This is a genomic window from Sphingomonas sp. S6 (assembly GCF_043498045.1).
Lineage (GTDB): Bacteria > Pseudomonadota > Alphaproteobacteria > Sphingomonadales > Sphingomonadaceae > Sphingomonas.
Window position 1 is genome coordinate 14,403 of sequence record NZ_JBIEOE010000001.1, and the last position, 20,647, is coordinate 35,049.

Here is a 20,647-nt window from a genome sequence, read left to right on the forward strand (position 1 = left end):
TACGTACGTCCGCTTCCATGCCGCTCCACGACACCAGCGAGGGAGGAACGGTGTGACGGTTCGGCACGGATGGGCGGCGATGCTGCTGACGGGGGGGGCGGCAAGCGGTGTCGCGGCACAGGAGGCGCCTGTGCCGCCCACGCCCGCGCAAGAGGCGAAGCCCGCGACCAAGGCGGGGCCGCGGATCGAGTTTCGGGGCGCGGACGGCAAGCCGCTTCCGCCGGAACTCCAGCGGGAGTTGGAGGAACGGTTCCGCAAGAACCCGCCGCCCGGGTTCAACAAACCGCCGGCGCATGCGCCGGACGATATCGTCGTCGCTGCGCAAAAGCCGCGGGGCTCCGTGGTCGGCAACTTGCCCCCGGAGCGCACGTTCAGCCCGGTCGATCTGCGGGCCTATGGTGCGGATTCGATCGGCGCGCTGCTCGAGGCGCTGGGGCCGCAGGTGACGAGCAACCGTGGGCGCGGCGACGGCACGCCGGTGACCTTGCTCAATGGCCGGCGCATCTCCGACTTTTCGGAAATCGCGCGCATTCCCACCGAGGCGATCGAGCGAATGGAGGTGTTCCCCGAGGAACTCGCGCTCCAATATGGCTATCGCGCCGACCAGAAGGTCGTGAACATCGTGACCTTCGCGAACTTCCGGTCGCGCGTGGGGCAGCTCGGCTATGTCGCGCCGACCGAGGGCGGCCGCGACAGTGCGATCGGCAGTGCCGACTATCTGGCGCTGCGCGGCGATACGCGCGTCAGCCTGGGGGCGACGTACAATCGCGCCGCGATGCTGCGCGAAAGCGATCGGGGTATCGTCCAGATCGGTGGCGTGTCCGACCTGGGTCGGGTGCGGACCCAGCTGCCCGAAACCGAACAGGTTGCGGTCAACGGCCTGATCAGTGGCCGGATGTCGGGCGATTCGACCGCGACGCTGAACGGCCGCTTCGAGTCGAGCCAGAGCCTCAGCCTGTTGGGACGGGACGGTGACGGGGTGCTGCGGCGGGATGGCGATCGGTCGGTCGCGCATCTCGGCACGACGCTGGGCGGTCGGGAAGGGCAGTGGCAATGGACCGTCACCGGCACGTACGATCGCATCGGCAGCATCCTCCGCACCGATGTCGCCGGCGGCATGGGGCGGCGTGATTCGGCGCGGTTCGTGGATACGCTCGCCGGTGTCGACCTGCTGCTGAACGGTCCGATCGCAGAGCTTCCGGCGGGGCCGCTGTCGGCCAGCGTGCAGGCGGGCGTCGCCTTCCGGGGGCTAGACAGCTGGTCGTCGATCGGCGGCGTCACGCAGATCGGCGATCTTGCGCGCAACCGGGGGGCAGCGCAGATCGACATCGCCCTGCCGGTTTTCAGTCGAAAGCCGGATTCGCCGTCGCCCTTGGGTACGCTCAGCCTCAACGCCAATGTCGCGCTGGAGCGGTTGTCGGACGTCGGGACGCTGCGGACGTTCGGCTATGGCCTCGCATGGTCACCCGTGCCCGCGGTGAGCATGATCGCATCCGCCACGCATGAGGAGGGCGCGCCGACGCTGGAGCAGCTCGGCGGCCCCACGCTCGTCACGCCCAACATCCGGATATTCGACCTCGGGCGGCGGGAGGTGGTGGACGTCACCCGCGTGTCGGGCGGCAATCCTGCCCTGCGCAGCGACGACCGCCACGTCGTCCGGCTGGGCGTCAACGTCCGCCCCCTGGCGCAGAAGGATCTGACCTTCAGCGTGGATTATGTCGCGACGCGGATCGATCGTCCCATCGCCGCCTTTCCGATCGTGACGCCCGATATCGAGGCGGCCTTTCCCGGGCGGTTCACCCGCGACGATCGCGGCCGGCTGACCGGGATTGACGGGCGGCCGCTCAATTTCGCCGAATCCCGCCAACGGCAATTGCGCTGGGGCATCAATTTCACGCGCCCGCTCGGTGCGGTGCCTTCCGGATTCCAGGCGGCCCGGATGCGGGTGTACAGCAGCGAGGCGGAGGCGATGCGGGCGAACCCGGGCGCCATCATGACGCGCGCGGAGCCGGGCAGCGCCATGGCCCGCGCCGGAGACAATCTGCGGAGCCGGCTGTTCGTCAGCCTGTACCACAATTGGTATCTGCAGGATGCGATCGTGCTGAACGACCGGCTGCCGACGCTCAATTTGCTGGATGGCGGTGCGATCGACCTGCGCGGCGGGCGCCGCCGCCACGAAGTCGAGGCACAGGCGGGGGTGTTCAAGCGGGGGCTGGGGGCGCGGGTCACGGCAACGTGGCAGAGCGGCACGACATTGCAGGGGGCGGGCAGCGCGGGCGATCTGCGGTTCCCGAGCTTCGCCACGGTAAACGTCAATCTGTTCGCCAATCTCGCCGATCGGTTCGGTGGGAAGAATGCGCCGGCGTGGCTGAAGGGGACGCGCGCCTCGCTGGGGGTGACGAACCTGTTCAACACCCGGCCGCAGGTCCGCGATCGGCTGGGCGCGACACCGCTCAGCTACCAGCCGACCTATCTCGACCCGCTGGGGCGGACGGTCAGCTTCAGCCTGCGCAAGACGCTATAGGCGATCGGCTACGCCGCCAGCGCGTACCGCCGGCAGTGGTCGAGGTAGCCCGCCTCATGGCTGCCGGAGAGCGAGACGACGCTTTCCCACAGCCATGAGGGCGCGTCGAGCTGCCCATGCCGGCTCGATCCGAGCTGGGCGATCCAGTTTGCGCGCGCGGCGGCGTCCATCTGGCGGGCGTGGGCCGTGCCGACGACGAAGGCGAGATGGCGGGCGGCGCGGATCGCCTCGCTGCGGCTGAACTGTTCGACCTCCAGCTTCAGATCGTGCGGGGTCAATTCGCGGATGAACAGTGACCGGTCAAGCATCCGGACCGGCATCATCCGCGCGCCGAGATAGGGCGACAGGTGGCGGGCGGCCGTGGCGACCCGCTCGCCCGGGTCGCGCGGCATCGCCGCACCGCGCGCCGCCGGGGCGACGGGGGCGGTCGCTTCTTTCAGGTCGACCAGCGCATAGGACCAATTACCCTTGCGCGTCCGGAGCGCGACGATCGCCGCATAGCGCAGCAGGCCCAGCGAGCTGCACCCCTTCATCCAATAAGCGGCATCGACCAGCCGGACCTCGCGATCCTTCGGCTTGCCCTTCAGCGAGAGGATCATCGCCGCGACGCGCTCGTCGGCGAACAGCGCGGTCAGCGCCTCGCGTTCCTCGGGCGCCAGCTCCCAGAACTTCTTGCCGAGCGGGATACGTGGCTCCACCGCATCCAGCCGTTCCTTTGCCAAATGGCGCCAACGCCGGCCCAGGGCCTCACGTTCGACGCTGCGGACGGTGTCGGATTCGACGCCGGGGTCGCCGCTGGTCGGATCGTGGATCGCTGCGGCATAGCCATCGACCATTGCTTCCATCATCCGCATCGTGACGACACCCGGCAGATCCGAGCCGCGGGCGGCCGTCGCCAACGACAGGCCAAGGCGGATCAGATCGTGCGCGGGGTTGCCGATCACCGCCTGGTCGAGATCGCGGATCTGGATGGCGACCGATCCGTCGCCGCTGGCGATCGGCCCCAGATTGCCGAGGTGGCAGTCGCCGCAGATCCACACCGCCGGCCCTTCGGGCACGCGCCGCGCCGCATCGGACGCCGCCAGCCATTCGTAGAATTTCGCCGTATTGCCCCGCACATAGGCATGGGCCGATCGCGCCATCTTCAACGTCCGTCGGGATTCGAGAACGGCAGTGCGATCAGAGGGATGCGGCATGGACGGATAGGACCTCGACAGGGAAGACCCCATCACAACGCCGGGCGCGCCCGAAAGTGACAAAAGATTGCTGGCCCGATTTGGTGCTTTTAGCAGTTCCGGATGCGAATGCGCGCCATGGGAGCGATGCTGCGGCGCATCCTTTATGGTCTCGCTAGACAGACAAAGGACGCCGGGCCTCTGGCGGCCGCGGCGTCCCTGTCATTCCATGCGCCCGTCGCCGGGAGGCAGCGCTTATTTGAACGCCGTCACCTTGCCCGACTGGCCGACCGTATAGAGCGTGCCGTTCGCCACCACCGGCGGCAGCGCGAAGCTGTCCTTGGTGTCGATCGTGTTCACGATGCTGCCATCGGTAGGCGAGGTGAAGACGATCTGGCCGAGGGAATTGGTCAGGATCAGGCGGTTGCCGGCCAGCACCGGGCCGAACCAGATGACCTGCGGGCCCTTCTGCTTCTTGGTGTTCTTGAACCGCTGCAACTGCGCGATCCAGCGCGCCTTGCCGTTCGAGCGGGCGAGGCAGACGAGGCGGCCGTTGTCGGTGACGACGAACAGCCAGTCGCCCGCGATCCACGGCGTCGAGATGCCGGCGAAATTCTGTTCCCACAACCGCTGGCCGGTCGCGAGGTCGAGACTGACCATACGGCCGCCCTGGCCAACCGCGAAGATGCGGCCGTTGTCGATCACCGGATCGGCGTCGATGTCCGACAGGCTCGACACCGAGGTGGTGATCGATGTGCGCGACAGCGCGTCGCCCCACAGGACGCGGCCGTTTTCGTAGCGATAGGCGTTGAGCTCACCGCTCGAGAAGCCGGCGACGATCGTGCCCTGGCTTGCCGCGGGGGCCGCGACGCCGAACACGCCCTGCGTCTCCAGCGTGCCGGACTGCGCCCACTGCACCTTGCCGTCGTTCTGGTCGATCGCGAAGATCTGATTGTCCTGGCTCAGCACATAGACCGAACCGTTGGCCAGCGTCGGCGCGCCGCGCAGCGGGCCGCCGGGCTTGGCGCGCCAGATTTCCTTGCCGTCCGCAGCGTTGAACGCAACCACGTCGCCCAGGCCGTCGGTGGCGAACACGCGGCCGCCCTCGACGCTGGCACCGCCGCCGAAGCGCGCGGGGCGGTTTGCATCGCCGCTCGCGACGCTCGCGCTCCACAGCTTGGCACCCGTATCGGCAGCAAAGGCATGCAGCTGTGCCTGTACGTCGACGATATACAGCTTGTTGTCGACGATCACCGGCGCGGCGGCGAGCCGTTCACGCACCGAGCCACCGTCGATCCGGCTTTCCCAGGCACGCGACGGGGTTTCGGCGAGCGCGAGCTGACCCATCGACTTGGCCGCATTGCCGCCCGGCTGCGACCAGCTGGCGTTGGCGGCGGGGGCGGGCAGCGTCACCTGAATGTCGGCGATCGACGGATCGGCCTCGATGCCGTTCTCCGACGTCAGGATCGGCACGCGCTGGCCGACGGTCGGCGTCTTCTTGGGCGCGCCCTTGAACACGCCGCAGGCGGACAACGCCATCAGGGCCGCAATGCCAACCGAGGCACGAATGGTGGTCTTCATCTGCGCGAGGCCTTCTCTATCGTGCGGCGGGTTATTGCGCGGTCGCGGCGCTGGCGGGGGTGACGACGCGAACCTTGGCGGCGGATGTATCCACCCCCATCGATCCGGCCATCTGAACCGCGCGTTGACGGATCGTCTCGGGCACGCTGTCGGTGCTGCCGAGCTGGCTGAACATCTGGCCGGCAAGGTCGCGGCGCCCGCTGTCGAGATAGGCCATCGCGACCAGTTCGCCCGCGCTGCCGAAATAGGCGTTGGCCGGCACGGCGATCGGCCGCAGCCGTTCGATCACCACCTGCGGCTTCAGCGTGTCATATTCGGCGACAGTCTGGCGGATCAGCGCAAGATCGCGGAACGGCTGCGCGACGCTAGCGTCGGCGGCGATTGCGGCGAACTTGGCGGCGGCGGCCTTGTCCTGCTTCTTGGACAGCAGGATGTCCGCCTCGGTCATCTGTGCCAGCGCGCGATAGCCGGGACGGCCGGTCTGCGCGATCGGCGCCAGCGCCTTGGCGGCGGCATCGGGCTGGCCGTTGCCGAGCTGGTCGTAGGCGGCCTGCAATTGTTCTCCCTGCACGCCCGCCGCTTCGGTCTGGCGGTGTTGCCAATATAGGAAGCTGCCGAACGCCGCGAGGGCGGCGACGATCGCCACGATGGTCCAGCGGCCATAGCGTTCCCAGAAGGTAAGCAGTTGGTCGCGGCGCAGTTCGTCGTCGACTTCGCGAAGGAACGCATCATTGTTTTGCGGCGTAAGGGCCAAGGAGGGCTCCGGACGATAAAGGGCGGACGATAAAGACTGGCGCGCACTCTTAGCGACGCCCGCCGGGAAACAAAAGGTCACGCAGGCTGTCGGCCTGCGCGTCGATCATCCCTTGGCGGGATAGATCTGCTCAGGGCCGGGGAAGCTGCGCGCCCGTACCTCGCCGGCATAGGCTTCGGCTGCGGCGGAAATGCGGCCGGCCATGTCGTCGTAGCGCTTCACGAAGCGCGCGGTGCGTTCGAACAGGCCCAGCATGTCCTCGGCGACCAGTACCTGCCCGTCGCATTGCGCCGACGCACCGATGCCGATCGTCGGGCAGGCGATCTCTTGCGTGATGCGAATCGCGATCGGTTCCATCACGCCCTCGATCACTACGGCGAAGGCGCCCGCTTCGGCGACGGCGACGGCATCGCCGACGATCTTCTCCGCCTCCGCCTCGGTCCGCCCCCGCGCGCCATAGCCGCCCAGTACGTTCACCGCCTGCGGCGTCAGGCCGACATGGCCCATCACCGGAATGCCGCGTTCGGACAGGAAGCGGACGGTGGACGCCATCGCCGCGCCGCCTTCCAGCTTCACTGCAGCCGCGCCGGTCTGCTTGAGCAGCCACGCGGCGCTTTCGAACGCCTTTTCGGGCGAGGCTTCGTAGCTGCCGAAGGGCATGTCGATGACGACCACCGCATGCGCGCTGCCGCGCACCACGGCCGCGCCATGTGCCGCCATCATCTCGAGCGTGACGGGCACGGTGGAGGGCAGGCCGTAGATCACCTGGCCCAAGCTGTCGCCGACCAGCAGCATGTCGCAATGCGCGTCGAGCAACTGTGCGGTGCGCACCGTATAGGCGGTCAGCATCACCAGCGGCTCAGCCCCCTTCCGCTGGCGGATCGCGGGGACGGTCAGGCGCTTGCGCAGCGCCGGCGTCGGATTCGCGCGACTGGTCGCGGTGTCGATCGTGTAGGTCGTGGACATGGCAGCACGCCTTACGCGCCTTGGCTCAACCGATCCATCCCCGCCGGCGCGCATGACCCGACAGCCAGACGCCGAACAGCGCCACGGCGGCGATGAAGACGGGGAAGGGGACGACCTGCGCCGCGCCGCGCACCGCGATGATGTCGGTCGCGACGAACAGCCAGCCGAACTGCACGATCACCGCGACCAGCGACACGAGGAACAGCGGCCGGGCCAGCGCCGACCGCAGCACCAGCGCGAGCGCGGCGGCAAGGCCGCTGCCGGTCGCAATGGCGTAGACGCCATTGTACCAGCTCGGGAAGCTCGCATAGAGCCGTCGGTAATAGGCGTCCGCCGGCCCCATCGCCTCCGCGCCGAGGCGGATCTGCTGGACGCAGGCGAACACGCCCACCGCGCCCCAGATGACCAGGACCATCGCAACGATGGTGAACCACACAGGTATCGTCGGTTTGCCGCGCGTCATCGCATCCCCCCTCTTTTGAAAGCAGGATGCCGCGCCAAGCCCTCCGACGCAACGTCACCCCAGCGCGGCGGCCCACGCATCGGGCTTGAAGCCGACCAGCAGCACGCCGTCGCCCTCCAGCACGGGCCGTTTGATCATCGAGGGCTGCGCGATCATCAGCGCCACCGCCTTGTCCGCATCCAGGTCGGCGCGGTCGGCGTCGGGCAGTTTGCGGAACGTCGTTCCCGCCCGATTGAGCAGGATTTCCCAGCCAAGCGTATCAACCCAGTGCCGCAGTCGGCCCTCATCGACCCCGTCGGTTTTGTAATTGTGGAAGCGATACGACACGCCCGCCTGATCCAGCCAGACGCGCGCTTTCTTCACGGTGTCGCAATTGGGGATGCCGTAGAGGATAAGGGGCAACGTCGTCTCCATCGTGGTCGGCCCGGCCTTTGCCAGTGTCGGTCGCGGAGCGGAAGCCGTCAGTGTGGCGACAGCCGTACCTCCATCGATGGCACGTCGCCGCCCTCGACCAGACACGGGCGCATGGCCGGGCCCGTCTCGACGAACCCCAGCTTTTCCAGAACCCGGCCGGAGGCGGGGTTCGACAGGAAATATCCCGATGTGATCGTCCGCAGCGCGAGGGTGTCGAACCCGAACGCAAGGACCGCCCGCGCGGCCTCGGTCGCCAGTCCCGACCCCCAGTGCGGACGGCCGAGCCAATAGCCCAGTTCGGCGACATCCGGCGTCGGGGACGGCGTCAGGCCGATGGCGCCGATCAGCGTGTCATCGTGCTTGCGGGTGATCGCCCACACCCATTCATGCGGGACGATCCGGTCCAGGAAAAAGGCGGCATCCTCGGGCCCATAAGGATGCGGCACGCGCGCCAATCGGCGCGCGACATCCCGATCGCCGATCGCCGCGACGATCGCATCCGTGTCGCGGTGCTGCGGGTGGCGCAGGACCAGGCGCGCAGTGACGAGCAGGGGCCGATCGGGAAGGGGGCGTGTGTCCATCGTCCGGCCGTATAATCTTTTGGAAAAAGCGGCCAGCCTGTCGCCGTCAGGCGGCGCATCCGCTCGCCAGATAGCGGTTGAGCCACGCGCCGATCGCGGCATTGTCGCTGGGGCCGTCCAGCGAGCGTGTCGCCCGGTTGCGCAAGGTCGCATCGATATCGGGCGCGGTGTGGGCGGCGATCAGCGCACGGGCGTAGGCGGCGTCGAACTCGGGGTGGAATTGCAGCGTCAGCGCATCGCCGTCGGCGTAGGATAGGGCAGCGCACGGCGTAAACGGCGTGCATGCGAGCACATCGGCACCTTCCGGCGGTGTCACGACCTGATCCTGATGCGAGGCCATGGCGGTTACGCTGTCCCCCAGGCGCGCGATCGGCGTTACAAGGTCATAGCGGGGCAGGCCTAGCCCCCAGCCTTGCGGTGCCTTCACCACTCGGCCGCCGAAGGCATGCGCGATCGCCTGATGGCCGAAACAGATGCCGATCAACCGTGCCTTGCCACGCGCGGTGCGCAGGAACTGGGCAAGCGATTCGAACCAGCCATGGCCGTCGTTCACCCCCGCCGCCGATCCGGTGACGACATAGGCATCGCAGGCGTCCGGTGAACCGGGCAAGTCACCGCCGCGGACGTCGTAGCGCGTGTAACGGTGCGTCGGCCCCAGCAGCGCGGCCATCATCATGGCGTACGTGCCGTGCTCCGCGGCGAGATCGCCCGGCGGTGCGCCGGTTTCGAGGATGCCGATATGCATGGCAGTCGCTCCCGCAACAGCGCATCGCTTGCTGGGAAAAGGAAGGGCGGGGGAGAGTCCGGATACGCCGGTTGGACTCGATCCCCCGCACCCCGACCACACCGGTGCCGGTTTTACCGGCTGGCTCCGCTCCGTATATCTCATTGACGGCGCGGTTGAGGCGCAGCACCCGTACGCCGGATCGCGGCCAAAAAAAAGGCCGGTCAGAGACCGGCCGGAAAGTTTTTAGGAGAGGATGCCTGAAAGGCACGGTCTTTGTGCATCGCAGCACGGATTGTCGCAAGTGCAAAACGTGCAATCGCGCTTTTGTATCGCGCAATCGTTATCGGTATCACATAGGCGATGGTGGCTGATCCCGCCTCGGCCGACCATTGCAAAGCAGGGTTTATCATGCGCTTTCTCCATGCTCTTCTCGCAGTCGCAGCGCTCGCGTCGGCCGGCTCCGCTGCACCGCCGCGCGAACCGGCGATCGTGCGTGTCCGGCTGGAAACCGCTTATGGCCCGGTCGTGCTGGCGCTCGATGCGCGGCACGCGCCCCGCACGGTCGCCAATTTCATGGGCTATGTCGACGACGGGCGATTCGACGGCATGACCTTCTATCGATCGGCACGGAACCGGCAGGCGCCGACTTACGGCTTCGTCCAGGGTGGGATTCGCACCGACGCGCGCCGCATCCTGCCGCCGTTTCCGCTCGAGACGACGGCGATGACGGGGATCAAGCATACCGACGGCACGATCTCGATGGCGCGGCGCGCGGATGCCGGGTCGGCAGGCGGGAATTTCTTCATCACGATCGGCGCGATGCCCAGCATGGACGCCAAGGGCAGCTATCAGGGCTATGCCGCCTTCGGCCATGTCGTGTCGGGTATGCCCGTGCTGAAGCGGATCCTGGCGCAGCCCACCGGCGGCGGCATGGGCGGGCAATTGCTGCTCCGCCCGGTCAAGCTGGTTCGCGCGGTACGCCTGACCGGCACGCCGCGTCCGACCGGTATCGTCAAGCCGTGGCTGGTGAAGACCCAAGCCGATCCCGCCCGTCGCAAGTAGCCGCGCACGCAACCATCCGACCGCCCAAGCGCTTGATCCGCCTTGTCTTGCAGGAGGTTGACGATGAAGACGGCATGGCTTGCGGCGCTGGCCGCGGTGACGATGGTGGCGCCGGTGACGACGGGCGCGGCGATCGCGCAGCGCGGCGACTATCGCTGGAACGGCGATCGGGACGGCCGGTGGGAACCCGCCGATCATTATCGCGAAGGCCGGTATCGCGAACGGCGCCTGGGCCGCAACGACCGCATCTATCGCGGGCGTGACGGTCGCGCCTATTGCCGGCGCAGCGACGGCACGACCGGTTTGGTGGTCGGCGCAGTCGGTGGCGGCGTGCTCGGCAATCTGGTCGGCGGCGGCACGCTCGGCACGCTGCTCGGCGCCGGTGGCGGCGCGGTGCTCGGCCGCTCGATCGACCGCGGCAACGTGAAGTGCCGCTAAAGTAACGGACGGGGCGGGCGCGATGCCCGCCCCGAACGCGCTCAGCCGAGATGCGGTGCCGCGCCCGATTTGGGCGAATCATGCTCGCTGATCGAGTTGAGCTGCACGTAATTGTGAATACCCATCCGCTCAATCATGTCGAACTGCCGCTCCAGCGTATCGACATGCTCTTCTTCACTGGCGAGAATACGCGTGAAGAGATCGCGGCTGACGTAATCCTTGACCTGCTCGCAATAAGCGATCGCGCCTTTGAGCTGCTCGACCGCTTCCATTTCCATGGCGAGGTCGGACTTCAGCACTTCTTCCACGGTCTCGCCAATGCGCAGGCGACCCAGAAGCTGGAAGTTGGGCAGACCATCGAGGAACAAGATGCGCTCCGACAGCCAGTCGGCATGCTTCATCTCATCGATCGATTCCATCCGCTCGTACTGGGCGAGCTTGTAGACGCCCCAATGGTCGAGCATTCGGTAATGGAGCCAATATTGGTTGATCGCGGTCAGCTCGTTCTTGAGCGCCTCGTTCAGAAATTCGATGACCTTGGGGTCGCCTTTCACTGCCATATCCTTCGCCTTCCGCTAACGTCGTGGGCGGGGGTGTAGGCGCCGTATGGCGGATACGGCAAGGCAAAAAATGGCGGAAATCTGCGGTTTTTGCCGCTGCGAACGTCAGGCAGCAGCGCGCTCGGTGTCGATAATGGCTCGCGCTACCATCACGCATTGCCCGCACTTCGCTTGGCAGCCGAGCGACCGATACGCCTGGCACGCGGTACGGCACCCGTTGCGGGCCGCGTCGCGGACCTGGGATTCCCGTATGGCATTGCAAACGCAGACGACCATGGACGCTCCTTCGCTTTCGCCCCTTGGATAGGGCTAATGCGAAACGGTCGCAAGTCTGTCTGCGAGTGATTCGCAGTCGCTGGGCTTCGGTTCGTCGCAATTTGTGTCGGTGGGCAGTCGGTTTTGCCGACGGGGAGCTCGCCCTCATTGCGAGCGCAGCGAAGCAAACCAGGGCGTCCTGATCCGGCTCTGAATTGCTTCGCTGCGCTCGCAATGACGGTATGAAGCGGAGTTACGCCAGCACGGCGTCCGCGCCCATCAGCTTGGGGAAGAAGCCCTCATGCGCGCTGCGCAGATCGTCGATCGCCACCACGTCGTCGCGGTCCGGGCGTTCGAAGATCAGGCGCTTGCCGCCGGTCCGGCCCAACGGCTCGGCCTCGACGCCGGCCGCGTGCGCCGCGCCCAGGAAGTCGAGCAGCGCATGATCGTGGACGGTGACGACATAGACGCCCTGGTCTTCGGCGAAGAACGACGCCGCGCAGCCGAACGGCTGCTTGCGGTCGATCATCGCGCCGATGTTGCCGGCCAGCGCCATTTCGGCGAGCGTCACCGCAATGCCGCCGTCGGACACGTCGTGCACCGCAGAGAGCTGGCCGTTAATGATGCCGTCGCGGATCAGGTCGCCGGTCTTGCGCTCAGCAACGAGGTCGACGGGCGGGGGCGGGCCCTCTTCGCGGCCATGGCATTCGCGCAGCCACACCGACTGGCCGAGATGACCGCCGCGCGTACCGATGACGAGGATGACGTCGCCGATGCCCTTGAACGCGATCGTCGCGTTCTTCGTCCAGTCCTTCAGCAGACCGACGCCGCCGATCGCCGGGGTCGGCAGGATCGCCGAACCGCCGCCGGTCGCCTTCGATTCGTTGTAGAGCGAGACGTTGCCCGACACGATCGGGAAGTCCAATGCGCGGCAGGCATCACCCATGCCCTCGAGGCAGCCGACGATCTGGCCCATGATTTCGGGCCGCTGCGGATTGGCGAAGTTCAGGCAGTTGGTGATCGCGAGCGGCGTCGCGCCGACTGCAGTCAGGTTGCGCCACGCTTCGGCGACCGCCTGCTTGCCGCCCTCGACCGGGTCGGCGAAGCAATAGCGCGGCGTGCAATCGGTGGTGATCGCCAGCGCCTTGTCGGTGCCATGGACGCGGACCACCGCCGAATCGCCGCCCGGCGCCTGCACCGTATCGGCGCCGACCATGTGGTCGTACTGCTCCCAGATCCAGCGGCGGCTGGCGATGTCGGGCGAGGCCATCAACGTCAGCAGGTCGCGCGCGATGTCGTCGCTTTCGGGAGCGTCGGCGAGCGGCGCGGGTTTGGGCGTCGGCACGTGCGGGCGGTCATATAGCGGCGCTTCGTCGGCGAGCGGGCCGAGCGGGATATCGCAGACCGTCTCGCCCTTGAACTTCAGGACCATGCGCTCGGTGTCGGTGACGTGGCCGATGACAGCGAAGTCCAGTTCCCACTTGCGGAAGATCGCTTCCGCCTCGGCCTCGCGGCCGGGCTTCAGCACCATCAGCATGCGCTCCTGCGATTCGGAGAGCATCATCTCGTACGGGGTCATCCCCGTCTCGCGCTGCGGCACGTCGTCCATGACCAGCTCGATGCCGACGCCGCCCTTTGACGCCATCTCGACCGACGACGAGGTGAGGCCGGCCGCGCCCATGTCTTGGATCGCGACGATCACGTCGGTCGCCATCAGCTCCAGGCACGCCTCGATCAGCAGCTTTTCGGTGAAGGGATCGCCGACCTGCACGGTCGGGCGCTTGGCGTCGGCATCCTCGCCGAAGTCCGCGCTCGCCATCGTCGCGCCGTGGATGCCGTCGCGGCCGGTCTTTGACCCGACATAGACGATCGGATTGCCGACGCCGCTGGCGGCCGAATAGAAGATCTTGTCCTGATCGGCGATGCCAACGGTCATCGCATTGACCAGGATGTTGCCGTCATAGGCCGGGTGGAAATTCACTTCGCCGCCGACCGTCGGCACCCCCACGCAATTGCCGTAGCCGCCGATGCCGTGGACGACGCCGCTGATCAGGTGGCGCATCTTGGGATGATCGGGCCGGCCGAAGCGCAGCGCGTTCATGTTGGCGACGGGGCGCGCGCCCATCGTGAACACATCGCGCAGGATGCCGCCGACGCCGGTCGCTGCGCCCTGATACGGCTCGATGTACGAGGGGTGGTTGTGCGATTCCATCTTGAAGATCGCAGCCTGACCGTCGCCGATATCGATGACGCCGGCATTCTCGCCCGGGCCGCAGATCACCTGCGGGCCTTCGGTCGGCAGCTTCTTCAGGTGGATACGGCTGGATTTATACGAGCAATGCTCGGACCACATGACCGAAAAGATGCCGAGCTCCACGAGGTTGGGCTCGCGGCCCAGCGCGTGCAGGACGCGCTCATATTCTTCCTCGGACAAGCCATGGTCGGCGACGATCTGGGGCGTGATCTCGGTCATGGCCCGCGCCCTTAGCGGGATGGGGGAGGTTCGTCACCTCCTGAGGCAGGGGAAGTGTGGAGGAACGTGACCCTACATCCTCCGTCACCCCGGACTTGTTCCGGGGTCCATTCTGCGGCGAGGGGATTGGCCTGAGCCTCTTGCCCTTCCCTCGTGGCCCGGTGGACCCGGAACACGTCCGGGGTGACGGAGGGGGGGGCTGCATACGTATGCCTTCGGTCGAATGGTTGACCTCGCGACGCGCCACTGCGCACAGCCTTGCGCATAATACCGGGAGAGATCTGACATGCGCGCCACGATGTTGCTGGCCCTGACCGCCCTTGCGACCGCGACCGTGCCGGCCACCGCCTTCGCACAGGCGGCGCCTGCCGTAACTGCGCGCGCAGACGGTGCCGATGTCGCCATCGCTGGCGCCACGATCCGGGTCGTAGCGCTGACCGATTCGATCCTGCGCATCCGCGTCGGTCGCGGGGCGGCGATGCCCGAGGATGCGAGCTGGGCCGTCGATGCCAAGACGCGCGCGCAGCATGTCGCGGTCACCCCCGCCGCGGATGGCTTCACGACCAAGGCTCTACGCGTCCGCTTCCGCGCCGACGGTCGCCTGCGCGTCGAGGATCTCGCCGGCAACCTCATCTCCGAAGACGCCGCACCCGTCTCTTTCGACGGCAAGGGCTTCGCACTCGCCAAGACGATGCCGCAGGCCGAGCATTATTTTGGGATGGGCGACAAGACCGGCGGGCTCGATCGCCGCGGCAAGAGCTTCGTCGACTGGAATACCGACGCGTTCGGCTTCGGCAGCGGCGACGACCCCATCTACAAATCGATCCCGTTCTTCATCGGCGTCGGCGGAGTGGGGGGCAGCTATGGCCTGTTCCTCGACAACACGACGCGCGCCTGGTTCGATTTCGGCCATCGCGACGACACGCGGCTGGCCTTTGGCGCGCCGGACGGTCCCATCGACTATTATCTGATCGCCGGCCCGACCACGGCAGAGGTCGTGCGCCGCTACACCGACCTGACCGGCAAGGCGCCGCTCGTGCCGCAATGGGCGCTGGGCTATCAGCAGTCGCGCTACAGCTACATGACGGCGGACGAATTGCGCGGCGTCGCTGCGCGGCTGCGGCAGGAGCGCGTGCCGACCGACGTGCTGTGGCTCGACATTGACTGGCAGGATCGCAACCGGCCCTTCACCGTCGATACCAAGGCGTTCCCGGACATGAAGGGGCTGCTGTCCGACCTGAAGCGCGACGGGTTCAAGGTGGTGACGATCACCGACCTGCACGTCGCTCAGGCGCCCGACCAGGGCTATCGCCCCTATGACGAGGGCGCCAAGCGCGATGCCTTCGTCCACCGTGCCGACGGCTCCGTCTACGTTGGGCCGGTCTGGCCGGGGCCGTCGGTATTCCCGGATTTCACGCAGACCAAGGTGCGCGACTGGTACGGCACGCTGTTCGCCGATCAGGTCAAGATGGGCGTCGCGGGCGCGTGGAACGACATGAACGAACCGGCGATCTTCAACACGCCGACCAAGACGATGCCAACGGACGTCGTGCACCGCATCGACAGCGACGGCTTCATGCCGCGCACCGCTACGCATGCCGAGATCCACAATGTCTACGGCATGCAGAACACGCGCGCGACCTATGACGGCCTGCGCAAGCTGTTGCCCGACGAGCGCGCCCTCGTGATGACGCGGGCGAGCTATGCCGGGGGGCAGCGCTATGCGGTGACCTGGACGGGCGACAATCTCGCGACCTGGGATCACCTGAAGCTGTCGATCCAGCAGATCATCAACCTCGGGCTGTCGGGCTTTTCCTATGGCGCGGCCGACGTCGGCGGTTTCGCGGGCGGGCCGAGCCCCGAGCTGCTCACCCGCTGGTTCCAGATCGGCGCCTTCTACCCGGTCTTCCGCGACCATGCCGCCAAGGGCACGCCGCGCGCCGAGCCCTGGGTCGATGGACCCGATCACCTCGCGATCCGCCGTCGCTTCGTCGAGGAACGCTACCGGCTGATGCCGTATCTGTACGCGCTCGCCGAACAGAATGCGCGCGCCGGCGATCCGATCCTGCGCCCGGTGTTCTACGACTATCCCTCGGCGATGCGGATGTCGTGCGACCAGTCGTGGGCGTTCACCGTGGGGCGCTCGCTGCTCGTCGCGCCCGCGCCGCATCCCGACCAGCCGCAGGCCTATGACGTCTGCCTGCCCGCGGGTGGCTGGTACGATTACTGGACGGGGCAGCGGGCAGGCACGCCCGAAGCGGCGGATGCCGGCCCGATCCAGTCGGCGACGCAGGCGACGGGGCAGGCGACCGAACATGGCGACAAGGTGCGCGTGACGCCGCGGATCGAGACGCTGCCCGTCTTCGTGCGCGCCGGCACCATCTTGCCGCGCCAGCCACTCGTGCAGAGCACGGCGGAAACGCCGTCCGGCCCGCTCCAGCTCGACGTCTATCCGGGCGCCGATTGCCGCGGCGACCTGTATGCCGACGACGGCCATTCGATGGCCTTCACGCGCGGCGTCTTCCTGCGGCAGGGCATGACCTGCACCATGACGCCCAACGGCCTGACGTTGGGCTTCGGCGCACGGCAGGGCCGCTATGCGCCATGGTGGAAGCAGCTGCGCGTCGTCGTCCACGGCTGGCAGGGGGATGGCGCGGTTTCGCTTGCACGCCGGACCATCGCAGCGCAGTCGGACGCGACGGCGGGTACGCTCAGCTTCGTCCTGCCCGATCAGCGTCGGGCGGCCGAAGTCACGATCGCCCGCCGCTGACCGTCACGAGAGAGCATCCATGGCCACCATCCCCTTCGACATCCCCCACAGCCTCGGCCGCGACGAGGCGCGCGCGCGCATCCAGGCGGGCCTGCCCAAGCTCGCGCAGCATATCCCCGGCGGCGGCACCGTATCCGATCACTGGACGGGCACCGACGCGCTGACGCTAACGATCATCGCAATGGGGCAGAGCGTCGAGGCGAAGATGGACATCGAGGATGCGCGGATCGCCGGCACGGTGAAGGTGCCGATGATGCTCAGCATGATGTCCGGCCCGATCGCCGAATTCGTGAAGACGAGCGCGGAGAAGATGCTGGCGAAGCCTGCGGCGTAACGTCGCGGGATCTAATCCCACCACGCCGTCACCCCGGCCTCGAGCCGGGGTCCCGCTTCGTCCGCGGGCAGTTGAAAAGCGGGACCCCGGATCAAGTCCGGGGTGACGGGGTATTGAGGCAGCTTCGGCCTACAGCCGCGCCGCGTGCCAGGCGAGATGATCGGCCATGAAGGTCGAGATGAAATAATAACTGTGGTCGTACCCCGGCTGCATCCGGAGCGTCAGGTCGACCCCCGCCGCCGCGCACGCCGTGGCCAGCAGTTCCGGCTTCAGCTGCTCGACGAGGAACTGGTCCGCATCACCCTGATCGACCAGCAACGCCGGCACCCGCGCGCCATCCTCGATCAACGCAACCGCGTCATGCGCGCGCCAGGCCGCGCGATCCGCCCCCAGATAGCCGCCCAGCGCCTGCTCGCCCCACGGCACCTGCGACGGGGCGACGATCGGCGCGAACGCCGACACCGCCTTGAACCGGTCCGCGTGGCGAAGCCCGATCGTCAGCGCACCATGGCCGCCCATCGAATGGCCCATGATCGACTGGCGCGTCATGTCGGCCGGGAAATGCGCGCCGATCAGCGCCGGCAGCTCCTCGGTGACATAGGACCACATGCGGAAATGCGGCGCCCAGGGTGCCTCGGTCGCATCGACGTAAAAGCCTGCCCCCTTGCCGAAGTCATAGGCGTCGTCGTCCGCGACATCGTCGCCGCGGGGCGAGGTGTCGGGCGCAACGAAGATCAGCCCCAGCTCGGCGCAAGCGCGGCGATACTCACCCTTGTCGGTCACGTTCGCGTGCGTGCAGGTCAGGCCCGACAGATACCAGACGACGGGCAGCGTCGCGCCATCGTCATGCGGGGGCACATAGACCGAAAAGGTCATCGGCGTGCCCGTCGTGGCGGACGCGTGCGTATAGACACCCTGCGTGCCGCCGAACGCCTTGGCGGTCGACACCGTCTGTAAAGTCATCGGAAGATCACCGTCCTGTTGCCGTTGAGGAAGACGCGCCGCTCGCCCACCCAGGCGACCGCGCGCGCGAGCACCTGCGCCTCGATATCGCGGCCGATGCGGATCAGCTCATCGACGCTGGCGCGATGGTCGACACGCTCCACCGCCTGTTCGATGATCGGCCCTTCGTCGAGGTCGGTGGTGACGAAATGTGCGGTCGCGCCGATCAGCTTGACGCCGCGGGCATGCGCGCGGTGATAGGGTTGTGCGCCCTTGAAACCGGGCAGAAAGCTGTGATGGATGTTGATGCAGCGTCCCTCCAGCCCCTCGACGAGGCGGGGGCCGAGCACCTGCATGTAGCGCGCGAGGATCAGGTAATCCGCCCGCGCCTCCGCCATCAGCGCCAGGATCGCGGCCTCCTGCGCATCGCGGCTCGCGTCATCGACGGGCAAATGGTGCCAGGGCAGGCCGTGCCATTCGACCAGCGGGCGCAAGCTGTCGTGGTTCGAAACGACGCCGGCGATGTCGACCGGCAGCGTCTTCGTTCGCCAGCGATGCAACAGGTCGTTCAGGCAGTGCGAGCCCTTCGACACTGCGATCAGCACACGCGGGCGCGCATCTGCGGCATCCAGGCTCCAGTCGAAGCCGAACGTCTCCGCCACGGGCGCGAATGCCGCCCGCAGCGCTTCGGCCTCCGCCGGGTAACGGTCGCCGCCGCGGACGAAGGCGACGCGCATGAAGAACCGCCCCGTGTCCAGATCGGCATATTGCTGGCTGTCGAGGATGAAGCCGTCGATCCCGGCGAGCGCCCCCGATACCGCCGCGACGATGCCGACGCGGTCCTGACACACCAAGGTGAGGATCTGGACCGCGCGGCGCTCCGTCATGCCGCGACGCGGTGCAGCGCGCACACCTTGTTGCCCGCGGGATCGCGCAGATAGGCGAGGTAGAGCTTGCCAAACGGCGCTTCACGCACGCCCGGCGCATCCTCGATCGCAGTGCCGCCATTGGCGACACCCGCGGCGTGCCAGGCATCGGCCTGTTCCGGGCTGCTCGCCGCAAAGCCGATCGTGCCGCCATTGGCGTGGCAGGCGGGTTCGCCATCGATCGGCTTGGTCAGCAGGAACATGCCGCCCGGGTGCATGTAGAGCACGCGCCCCTTTGGATCGACGCGGCCGGGCGCGATACCGAGCGCGCCGAGCGTCGCGTCGTAGAAGGCCTTGGAAGCGTCGATATCGTTGGCGCCGAGCATGACGTGGCTGAACATGATGGTTTTCCTCTCTCTCTGCTTGATTGGTGGGGGCTGGTGCCGCGGCCTTCTTCGTCCCCGTCATCCCGGACTTGTTCCGGGATCCACTCCGCGGCGAGGGGGGCGGCCTGCGTTTCCTGCCTAGCCCCCGCGGATGAGTGGACCCCGGAACAAGTCCGGGGTGACGGAGTGTTGGCTGCAGTGGGGCTCAATAAATCACCACGCTGCGGATGCTTTCGCCGGCGTGCATCAGGTCGAACCCCTTGTTGATCTCGTCCAGTGTCAGGCGGTGGGTGATCATCGGATCGATCTGGATCATACCGTCCATATACCAGTCGACGATCTTGGGCGTATCCGTCCGCCCACGCGCGCCGCCGAAGGCGGTGCCGCGCCAGTTGCGGCCCGTGACCAGCTGGAACGGGCGCGTGCTGATCTCCTTGCCCGCCTCGGCGACGCCGATGACGATGCTGGTGCCCCAGCCGCGGTGGCAGCATTCCAGTGCGGTGCGCATCACCTCGGTATTGCCGGTCGCATCGAAGCTATAGTCGGCGCCGCCATCAGTCAGCTCCGCCACCTTCGCGACGATCGCCTCGCGGTTCATGCCCTTCGTGTTGAGGAAGTGGGTCATGCCGAACCGACGGCCCCACTCTTCGCGATCCGGGTTGATGTCGACGCCGACGATCATCTTGGCGCCGGCCAGCTTCGCGCCCTGAATGACGTTGAGGCCGATGCCACCCAGGCCGAAGACGACGACATTGTCGCCGACCTGCACCTTGGCGGTGTTGACGACCGCGCCGACGCCCGTCGTCACGCCGCAGCCGACGTAGCAGCTGGTGTCGAATGGCGCGTCCTTGCGGATCTTGGCGACCGCAATCTCGGGCAGCACGGTGAAGTTCGAGAAGGTGGAACAGCCCATGTAATGGAAGATCGGCTGGCCCTTGTAGCTGAAGCGCGTCGTGCCGTCGGGCATCAGCCCCTTGCCCTGCGTCGCGCGGATCGCGGTACACAGGTTGGTCTTCTGGCTGAGGCACGATTTACACTGGCGGCATTCGGGCGTGTAGAGCGGGATGACATGGTCGCCGACCTCGACGCTGGTCACGCCCGCGCCCAGTTCGCGGACGATGCCGGCGCCTTCATGGCCCAGCACGCTGGGGAACAGCCCCTCACTGTCGAGGCCGTCGAGCGTATAGGCGTCGGTGTGGCAGATGCCGGTCGCCATGATTTCGACGAGGACTTCGCCCGCCTTCGGGCCTTCGAGGTCGAGCTCGACGATCTCGAGAGGCTTCTTCGCTTCGAAGGCGACGGCGGCGCGGGTTTTCATGGGGCTATTGCTCCGGAGGGATTGATCGCGGCGGGGTTATCGCGGGACAGGCGGCGGG

General features: G+C 67.3%; 21 protein-coding genes. 5 read left to right on the forward strand and 16 right to left on the reverse strand.

Annotation, left to right across the window (positions count from 1 at the left end):
- Positions 1-52: 52 nt before the first annotated feature.
- Positions 53-2,524 (forward strand): TonB-dependent receptor domain-containing protein, encoded by a 2,472-nt coding sequence (locus ACGVWT_RS00080; protein WP_315462292.1) that lies wholly within the window; start codon positions 53-55, stop codon positions 2,522-2,524.
- Between the two features lie 8 nt (positions 2,525-2,532).
- Here ACGVWT_RS00080 and ACGVWT_RS00085 read toward each other — a convergent pair whose 3' ends face one another.
- From ACGVWT_RS00085 to ACGVWT_RS00125, 9 genes are all read right to left on the reverse strand, one after another.
- Complete coding sequence (locus tag ACGVWT_RS00085) at positions 2,533-3,720, reverse strand: DUF2252 family protein (protein WP_315462291.1); 1,188 nt, start codon at positions 3,718-3,720, stop codon at positions 2,533-2,535.
- Between the two features lie 234 nt (positions 3,721-3,954).
- Positions 3,955-5,280 (reverse strand): PQQ-binding-like beta-propeller repeat protein, encoded by a 1,326-nt coding sequence (locus ACGVWT_RS00090; RefSeq protein WP_116462333.1) that lies wholly within the window; start codon positions 5,278-5,280, stop codon positions 3,955-3,957.
- Positions 5,281-5,311: 31 nt separating this feature from the next.
- Positions 5,312-6,034 (reverse strand): tetratricopeptide repeat protein, encoded by a 723-nt coding sequence (locus tag ACGVWT_RS00095; protein WP_315462290.1) that lies wholly within the window; start codon positions 6,032-6,034, stop codon positions 5,312-5,314.
- A gap of 105 nt (positions 6,035-6,139) precedes the next feature.
- On the reverse strand, positions 6,140-7,000 hold the full coding sequence (gene panB, locus ACGVWT_RS00100; protein WP_116462331.1) for a 3-methyl-2-oxobutanoate hydroxymethyltransferase: 861 nt from the start codon (positions 6,998-7,000) through the stop codon (positions 6,140-6,142).
- A gap of 25 nt (positions 7,001-7,025) precedes the next feature.
- The gene (locus tag ACGVWT_RS00105) at positions 7,026-7,463 is read right to left on the reverse strand and encodes a hypothetical protein (protein ID WP_315462289.1); all 438 of its coding nucleotides are present in this window, start codon (positions 7,461-7,463) and stop codon (positions 7,026-7,028) included.
- Positions 7,464-7,517: 54 nt separating this feature from the next.
- A complete protein-coding gene (locus ACGVWT_RS00110; protein ID WP_315462288.1) occupies positions 7,518-7,865 on the reverse strand; it encodes an ArsC family reductase in 348 nt (115 codons plus the stop codon).
- A 59-nt stretch (positions 7,866-7,924) separates the two neighbouring features.
- A complete protein-coding gene (locus tag ACGVWT_RS00115; RefSeq protein WP_315462287.1) occupies positions 7,925-8,458 on the reverse strand; it encodes a GNAT family N-acetyltransferase in 534 nt (177 codons plus the stop codon).
- Positions 8,459-8,504: 46 nt separating this feature from the next.
- Positions 8,505-9,203 (reverse strand): type 1 glutamine amidotransferase, encoded by a 699-nt coding sequence (locus tag ACGVWT_RS00120; protein WP_315462286.1) that lies wholly within the window; start codon positions 9,201-9,203, stop codon positions 8,505-8,507.
- A gap of 203 nt (positions 9,204-9,406) precedes the next feature.
- A complete protein-coding gene (locus tag ACGVWT_RS00125) occupies positions 9,407-9,595 on the reverse strand; it encodes a hypothetical protein (protein WP_315462285.1) in 189 nt (62 codons plus the stop codon).
- On the opposite strand from ACGVWT_RS00125, the gene ACGVWT_RS00130 reads away from it, so the two are divergent.
- Both ACGVWT_RS00130 and ACGVWT_RS00135 read left to right on the forward strand, forming a co-directional pair.
- Positions 9,594-10,247: a peptidylprolyl isomerase gene (locus ACGVWT_RS00130; protein ID WP_315462284.1), complete on the forward strand. Its 654-nt coding sequence runs from the start codon at positions 9,594-9,596 to the stop codon at positions 10,245-10,247. The two genes, ACGVWT_RS00125 and ACGVWT_RS00130, sit on opposite strands and share 2 nt — an antisense overlap.
- A gap of 63 nt (positions 10,248-10,310) precedes the next feature.
- Positions 10,311-10,685: a glycine zipper 2TM domain-containing protein gene (locus ACGVWT_RS00135; RefSeq protein WP_017979288.1), complete on the forward strand. Its 375-nt coding sequence runs from the start codon at positions 10,311-10,313 to the stop codon at positions 10,683-10,685.
- A 41-nt stretch (positions 10,686-10,726) separates the two neighbouring features.
- Here the strand turns inward: ACGVWT_RS00135 and bfr are convergent, their stop codons facing one another.
- The 3 genes from bfr to purL form a co-directional block, all read right to left on the reverse strand.
- On the reverse strand, positions 10,727-11,239 hold the full coding sequence (bfr, locus tag ACGVWT_RS00140; protein WP_116462328.1) for a bacterioferritin: 513 nt from the start codon (positions 11,237-11,239) through the stop codon (positions 10,727-10,729).
- Positions 11,240-11,350: 111 nt separating this feature from the next.
- On the reverse strand, positions 11,351-11,521 hold the full coding sequence (locus tag ACGVWT_RS00145) for a bacterioferritin-associated ferredoxin (RefSeq protein ID WP_081609139.1): 171 nt from the start codon (positions 11,519-11,521) through the stop codon (positions 11,351-11,353).
- 232 nt (positions 11,522-11,753) lie between these two features.
- Positions 11,754-13,973: a phosphoribosylformylglycinamidine synthase subunit PurL gene (gene purL / locus ACGVWT_RS00150; protein WP_315462283.1), complete on the reverse strand. Its 2,220-nt coding sequence runs from the start codon at positions 13,971-13,973 to the stop codon at positions 11,754-11,756.
- Between the two features lie 286 nt (positions 13,974-14,259).
- Between purL and ACGVWT_RS00155 the strand changes: the two genes are divergently transcribed.
- Positions 14,260-16,743 (forward strand): TIM-barrel domain-containing protein, encoded by a 2,484-nt coding sequence (locus tag ACGVWT_RS00155; protein WP_315462282.1) that lies wholly within the window; start codon positions 14,260-14,262, stop codon positions 16,741-16,743.
- Positions 16,744-16,762: 19 nt separating this feature from the next.
- Positions 16,763-17,077 carry a polyhydroxyalkanoic acid system family protein gene (locus ACGVWT_RS00160; RefSeq protein ID WP_315462281.1) on the forward strand — a complete coding sequence of 105 codons (315 nt, stop codon included), beginning with the start codon at positions 16,763-16,765 and terminating at the stop codon, positions 17,075-17,077.
- 129 nt (positions 17,078-17,206) lie between these two features.
- Here the strand turns inward: ACGVWT_RS00160 and fghA are convergent, their stop codons facing one another.
- From fghA to ACGVWT_RS00180, 4 genes are all read right to left on the reverse strand, one after another.
- Positions 17,207-18,040: an S-formylglutathione hydrolase gene (gene fghA, locus ACGVWT_RS00165; RefSeq protein WP_315462280.1), complete on the reverse strand. Its 834-nt coding sequence runs from the start codon at positions 18,038-18,040 to the stop codon at positions 17,207-17,209.
- Positions 18,037-18,906: a formyltetrahydrofolate deformylase gene (gene purU / locus ACGVWT_RS00170; RefSeq protein ID WP_315462279.1), complete on the reverse strand. Its 870-nt coding sequence runs from the start codon at positions 18,904-18,906 to the stop codon at positions 18,037-18,039. The genes fghA and purU overlap by 4 nt, the downstream gene beginning before the upstream one ends.
- Complete coding sequence (locus ACGVWT_RS00175) at positions 18,903-19,286, reverse strand: VOC family protein (RefSeq protein ID WP_116462323.1); 384 nt, start codon at positions 19,284-19,286, stop codon at positions 18,903-18,905. The genes purU and ACGVWT_RS00175 overlap by 4 nt, the downstream gene beginning before the upstream one ends.
- Positions 19,287-19,476: 190 nt before the next feature.
- Positions 19,477-20,589 carry an S-(hydroxymethyl)glutathione dehydrogenase/class III alcohol dehydrogenase gene (locus ACGVWT_RS00180; RefSeq protein ID WP_017979280.1) on the reverse strand — a complete coding sequence of 371 codons (1,113 nt, stop codon included), beginning with the start codon at positions 20,587-20,589 and terminating at the stop codon, positions 19,477-19,479.
- Positions 20,590-20,647: the final 58 nt, after the last annotated feature.

What these genes read in the sequence shown, in the direction of transcription:
- ACGVWT_RS00085 (WP_315462291.1), bottom strand. Translation starts at nt 3,720, where the DNA reads ATGCCGCATCCCTCTGATCGCACTGCCGTTCTCGAATCCCGACGGACG.
- ACGVWT_RS00090 (WP_116462333.1), bottom strand. Translation starts at nt 5,280, where the DNA reads ATGAAGACCACCATTCGTGCCTCGGTTGGCATTGCGGCCCTGATGGCG.
- panB (WP_116462331.1), bottom strand. Translation starts at nt 7,000, where the DNA reads ATGTCCACGACCTACACGATCGACACCGCGACCAGTCGCGCGAATCCG.
- ACGVWT_RS00105 (WP_315462289.1), bottom strand. Translation starts at nt 7,463, where the DNA reads ATGACGCGCGGCAAACCGACGATACCTGTGTGGTTCACCATCGTTGCG.
- ACGVWT_RS00115 (WP_315462287.1), bottom strand. Translation starts at nt 8,458, where the DNA reads ATGGACACACGCCCCCTTCCCGATCGGCCCCTGCTCGTCACTGCGCGC.
- ACGVWT_RS00120 (WP_315462286.1), bottom strand. Translation starts at nt 9,203, where the DNA reads ATGCATATCGGCATCCTCGAAACCGGCGCACCGCCGGGCGATCTCGCC.
- ACGVWT_RS00130 (WP_315462284.1), top strand. Translation starts at nt 9,594, where the DNA reads ATGCGCTTTCTCCATGCTCTTCTCGCAGTCGCAGCGCTCGCGTCGGCC.
- ACGVWT_RS00125 (WP_315462285.1), bottom strand. Translation starts at nt 9,595, where the DNA reads ATGATAAACCCTGCTTTGCAATGGTCGGCCGAGGCGGGATCAGCCACC.
- ACGVWT_RS00135 (WP_017979288.1), top strand. Translation starts at nt 10,311, where the DNA reads ATGAAGACGGCATGGCTTGCGGCGCTGGCCGCGGTGACGATGGTGGCG.
- ACGVWT_RS00145 (WP_081609139.1), bottom strand. Translation starts at nt 11,521, where the DNA reads ATGGTCGTCTGCGTTTGCAATGCCATACGGGAATCCCAGGTCCGCGAC.
- purL (WP_315462283.1), bottom strand. Translation starts at nt 13,973, where the DNA reads ATGACCGAGATCACGCCCCAGATCGTCGCCGACCATGGCTTGTCCGAG.
- ACGVWT_RS00155 (WP_315462282.1), top strand. Translation starts at nt 14,260, where the DNA reads ATGCGCGCCACGATGTTGCTGGCCCTGACCGCCCTTGCGACCGCGACC.
- ACGVWT_RS00160 (WP_315462281.1), top strand. Translation starts at nt 16,763, where the DNA reads ATGGCCACCATCCCCTTCGACATCCCCCACAGCCTCGGCCGCGACGAG.
- fghA (WP_315462280.1), bottom strand. Translation starts at nt 18,040, where the DNA reads ATGACTTTACAGACGGTGTCGACCGCCAAGGCGTTCGGCGGCACGCAG.
- purU (WP_315462279.1), bottom strand. Translation starts at nt 18,906, where the DNA reads ATGACGGAGCGCCGCGCGGTCCAGATCCTCACCTTGGTGTGTCAGGAC.
- ACGVWT_RS00175 (WP_116462323.1), bottom strand. Translation starts at nt 19,286, where the DNA reads ATGTTCAGCCACGTCATGCTCGGCGCCAACGATATCGACGCTTCCAAG.
- ACGVWT_RS00180 (WP_017979280.1), bottom strand. Translation starts at nt 20,589, where the DNA reads ATGAAAACCCGCGCCGCCGTCGCCTTCGAAGCGAAGAAGCCTCTCGAG.